The organism is Wolbachia endosymbiont of Pentalonia nigronervosa (assembly GCF_014534705.1).
Taxonomy (GTDB): Bacteria; Pseudomonadota; Alphaproteobacteria; order Rickettsiales; family Anaplasmataceae; genus Wolbachia.
The window spans coordinates 1-4,459 of record NZ_JACVWV010000079.1 but is presented as its reverse complement, the minus strand read 5'-3'; the positions used below and the strand labels follow the sequence as shown (position 1 = coordinate 4,459).

Annotated in this window: 6 protein-coding genes; all 6 read right to left on the bottom strand. The window is 35.8% G+C overall.

Features of this window, described 5'->3' with window-relative positions:
• The coding region (locus IC220_RS06200; protein WP_188153616.1) for an Rpn family recombination-promoting nuclease/putative transposase at positions 1 to 774 on the bottom strand (774 nt) is incomplete at its 3' end.
• A 78-nt stretch (positions 775 to 852) separates the two neighbouring features.
• Positions 853 to 1,359 carry a phage major tail tube protein gene (locus tag IC220_RS06195; protein ID WP_188153615.1) on the bottom strand — a complete coding sequence of 169 codons (507 nt, stop codon included), beginning with the start codon at positions 1,357 to 1,359 and terminating at the stop codon, positions 853 to 855.
• A gap of 11 nt (positions 1,360 to 1,370) precedes the next feature.
• Complete coding sequence (locus IC220_RS06190; protein WP_188153614.1) at positions 1,371 to 2,531, bottom strand: phage tail sheath subtilisin-like domain-containing protein; 1,161 nt, start codon at positions 2,529 to 2,531, stop codon at positions 1,371 to 1,373.
• Positions 2,528 to 3,097, bottom strand: a complete 570-nt coding sequence (locus IC220_RS06185) for a hypothetical protein (protein ID WP_188153613.1) — start codon at positions 3,095 to 3,097, stop codon at positions 2,528 to 2,530. The genes IC220_RS06190 and IC220_RS06185 overlap by 4 nt, the downstream gene beginning before the upstream one ends.
• 13 nt (positions 3,098 to 3,110) lie before the next feature.
• A complete protein-coding gene (locus tag IC220_RS06180) occupies positions 3,111 to 4,265 on the bottom strand; it encodes a hypothetical protein (protein WP_188153612.1) in 1,155 nt (384 codons plus the stop codon).
• Positions 4,266 to 4,268: 3 nt separating this feature from the next.
• The coding region (locus IC220_RS06175) for a hypothetical protein (protein WP_188153611.1) at positions 4,269 to 4,459 on the bottom strand (191 nt) is incomplete at its 5' end.

Sequence of the window (4,459 nt, the reverse complement as noted above, 5' to 3'; positions counted from 1 at the left end):
CTTTCCTTCAATCTTTCCTTCAATCTTTCCCTTCTCCATACCCTCATCAAATTTTTGATTAAGGCAAGAGATATTATCATCCTCATTTTTCTTAGCCTGTTGATATATAGTTCGTTCTTCCTTAGTCCAATTATACTCTATCAACTCATTATATGCTTTGCCAATAATCTCATCACTCCCTACTACTTTCTTTAGATCATCTGCACTAGTTTCACTTGCATACTTAAAGAAATATATCCATTTTTCTACTATATTTTCTAATTCATCTTCCTTAGTTTTTGGAAATTTTGGTAATTCTATGAAAGTATAACTAAAGCCCTTTAAGTCATGTTCGTGAGTAATCTTATCAAGAGTAACATGATCAGATTTATAGGCTTGCTTATTAGGAAATAGAACAAAATCAGTGATGGCAATAAAGATAACTTCTTTAAGCTTATGATATTTTTCACCTATGCCAGCTTGGTTAAAATAAGCTCCAGCAGCATAATATTGAGCACGTTTTTCAAAGCCAGTAGTTCTAGCAACCTGCATCTCACAAATAAATTGGACACCTGTAGAATCTCTGCAAAGTACATCAACAATACTCTCCTTTTTAGCAGCAATATCAGGATTTTGAATGGGACTTAGAAACTGCACATCCTTTATTTTAGCCTCACCAGTGAGATCTAGAACATCATTGAGAAAGTGAACAAGAATGTCTTTATTGTTCTCAGTGCCAAAGATACGCCGGAACGCGTAATTGTTCTTAGGATCAAGAAATTGTGATAAAACCATAGCAAAAATGCCTAAAAAATATTAACAATTATAATGCATTATTAGTAATTTTTCAATAAAAAAACCTTACATTTTCTGTCAAATTCCTAAAGCTGTTTGTAGCAAAGACATCTGATCAACACCGTTAATTTTCCGCATCATATTTTCAGCATCAATCTCTATTAACTCATTTCCACCTATAGTAAGTTTATAATAATGAGCAGCAACAGTGCATTTGAGTGTGGCTTTTTCTGCAGGTTTCCAGCTACCAAAATCAAATTCTCTAAATATTCCCCTGAGATTTATAATAACGGCTTCAACTTCATTGCTACTACTACCTTGCATTCCTCCACGGAGAGTTAAGGACACCGAGTTTCCATTTATCAAGCCAAATAGCCGAAAGAGTTCTGTATCGTATTCAGCGAAGGTAAACTCAGCTTCTAATTTCTCCATGCCCATGTCTATGCTAATAGGAATATCCATACCACCAGCTCTATATTCCTCAGTTTTAATGGTGAGCTTTGGCAGCGTAATTTCATCTATTCTTCCTGCATAGCCTCGACCATCGACAAATACATTAAAGTTTCTCAATATTTTTGGCAACATTTTCTTTCCCTTTATAAAATTTCATTATTTCGCAAGTGAGAGCGAAAAGTAATCTGCTCAGCTGGGTATGGTGGTGTAAATTCAAAGTCAAAAAAAACTTTTCCACTTGCAATGTTAGCTGGGTCCGAAGTTGCATAACATTTTCCACTGATGATCGCTCCTTGGGTTTTTAGACCTGCTAAATAAGAGTTTACGCTTTCAATTACATCATCTATGTAAGTCTTGGTAATATTGCGATCAACTGCCCATAAGTGAGCTCTCAATAAGCTGTCATTTATTAAATCTGCAGTACGCCTAACCGATAGAAAAGCCCACTTTGGATCATCTGAACACGTTCTGTTTCCCCAGAGTTTGTAGCCATTTTGGTGAATTATCGTCGTTACTTCATTTTCATTTAAATAATTTGCTCTACAGCTTGCATTACCGAGTGTAAAATCAATAGCTCTACTTGTGCCAATAACGCCATTTATCTCTTTATTTGATGGTGAGTGCCAAAATCCTTGCTCACTATCTATTTTTGCTATTAAACCAGCTACAAATGAACTTGGTGGCTTTTCTTCCCCTTCAGATACTTTTACCCAAGGATCAACAACGTATACTCTGCTACTTCCAACGCTTTTCCTCCACTTTATTGCTTCTTCATCGTTAGTATTTGGCCCATCTGCTACTATTATTGCTCTCAACTTTTCTGCTACTCCTATTAATGCTGCTACTACCGGATTTTTAGATTCAGATAATTGATGAGTAAAATAAGGGGCAATTAATATTCTTGGAGCAACATGGACTATACTTTCACTGCTTAAAAACGCCTGTATGCCTTGATATTCCCCAGTTTTTTCGTCAATTCCTCCAATTACATTCTTCAGCGTTTCTTCTTCCTTTAACTTCAAGTCAGTATTTTTGCTCTCTTCGACACGAATAACTACTACTGTTGCACCAACTTGGGAGAAAATCTCATTTACTGCAGAAGGAAGAGTCCCTTGTTTTCCAAGTTTTGCTGCTTCTTTCAAGCTTCCTGCTATTAATATTGGTTTATTCAGTGGAAACTTTTGCTCATCTGCATCTGGTGCTGTGCCAATTACACCTATCACTGATGGTTTACTGGTTCTAATTGTTTTTGGGCCTGAAGTTACTTCAATAACATTCACCCCATGTAAAAATTGTTCTGTCATCCTCTGCCTATTTCTTGTATTCTTTGTTTAAAATCATTGAGTAAAGCCTTTAGCTCTCCCTCATTTTTGGCTGCTTCAAATTTCCTCTCGGCCAGATCTTCAAGTTCTTCACATTTTATTATTGCTTTTACTGCTTGTTGGGCTTTATTTTGGATGAGTTTTGCCATTTCAATTATTGTTATGTCTCGAACTTTTGCCAGGGGTTCAATAATTTGAGTATCTTTTTCGTTTAATTTACTTGATTCTGAAGCTAAAATATTCTCCGCAGCTTTTTCCTGGATTTCGTACGATTTAGCTTTCTGATGAGAATAGCCTGCGTATTGGTGAGTACACCTATCATAATGAATACGAAGATCAGACAATGCAGAAAATTTCGCATTTTGCAGTAGTTCCAGCTCAATATCTTCATTACTCCTTTCAACAATATTTCCCCCTTCTGCTAAACAATATCTTTTTTGCCAATTGAAGTTTTCTGGTGCTTCATACCATCCTTCTCCTTCCGGCTTGTTTTCTAGTGTCGTCATTTCTACTTGTTTGTTGTTTTCGAAACGCATATAAATAGACATATTTTCCTCCTTCTTACTTCCAAATTTCAAACGTATTAGTAAATCCTGGGCATTGCCAAGCTTTGAGTGTTCTTTCTACATCCACCTCAAGTCCAGTGGTCAAAAATTTGCTGCGAAAATTGTATATTCCCCACTGCATAAATTGTGCGTAGTAGTTACCACTACTCGTGTAATAATATGGTGACGTGTAAAGTAAAATCACAACTGTTTTATTAGCTGGAATGACAACACTTCCTGAAGCTAAAAATCCACTATTTGCACTTCCAAGGTTATAAATATTTTTCCAGCTAATCGATGATATTTGTGCCTTATTAGTATTGGTATTATCAGGTGTTCCCACAAATGCCCCCATTCCTTCGTATTGTGAATTCCAATATGATGAACCAACAAAGTTTATTGTTCTTGTTATCTCACTATTTGTGGTGTTTTTTACGAAGATTACTCCCAGCAATGCATATGGATAATAGCACTCATTTGCAGAAACTGCATAACGCGTGTACAGCTCTCTATAGATAAATGTGCCATTTTTCCCTTGCAAGAAACTTAATTGTGGTGGTTTATAAAATGAAACATAACTTGTATCATATGCATGCGCTCCTGATAAAAGGCAAAACATGTTATTAGTATATGAAGTATCGACATACCATTTACCAAGTGCAGTGTTAAAGTGACCATAACCCCAAGTATAATCATTTTCTCTACTTAAAATTCCAAATAAAAAAGGTAATGATTCAGACTGAATAATAGCTCTCGGTTGTATTTCCTTCATTAGTGATGAGCCATTTGGAACATCTACCCTACTTCTTATGCTCTCTAGGTCTCCAGCACTATTTATTGCTGCAATATTGGCATCTTTTTTGGTGTCAAGAATTGATAGGCTTTTTAACTCCTGGTCATTTATTTTCTTTAACGATTTTCCCTCCAATTCAGAGATTGCTGCTAATGCATTGGTTTTATTGGTATCTAATTTACTTAAATGACTTGTTGTGCTATCAAGCAGTTCTTTCAATTTTACATCAGTCATCTGCACAATATCAAATACAGTACTCTGCCCAGCTATAGACTCTAACGCCTTAGCCAAATATGCTACCTTATCAGGCGTTGCATCTTGAGATAAATCCTTAATTCTTTGATGTAATGCGTATACTACTTCTTTTGCGATAGTCATCTCTTAATTTCCCCACAATTTTAACAGTTTTTCAAAACTAAATCTTTCAAAGTTACCCTTCAGCTCATCATGTTCATTTTCCCTACTGGTAATATCCTCATCTATTTTTTCAATGCTTGTGCGAATACGTACCACATCTTGCACGGCAATATTTTCTGGATGAGGCAGTGGATATCCTCTATTCGTTTTATCTT

Coding starts and splice junctions, on each gene's coding strand:
- IC220_RS06185 (WP_188153613.1), bottom strand. CDS start 3,097: ATGTCTATTTATATGCGTTTCGAAAACAACAAACAAGTAGAAATGACG.
- IC220_RS06180 (WP_188153612.1), bottom strand. CDS start 4,265: ATGACTATCGCAAAAGAAGTAGTATACGCATTACATCAAAGAATTAAG.
- IC220_RS06195 (WP_188153615.1), bottom strand. CDS start 1,359: ATGTTGCCAAAAATATTGAGAAACTTTAATGTATTTGTCGATGGTCGA.
- IC220_RS06190 (WP_188153614.1), bottom strand. CDS start 2,531: ATGACAGAACAATTTTTACATGGGGTGAATGTTATTGAAGTAACTTCA.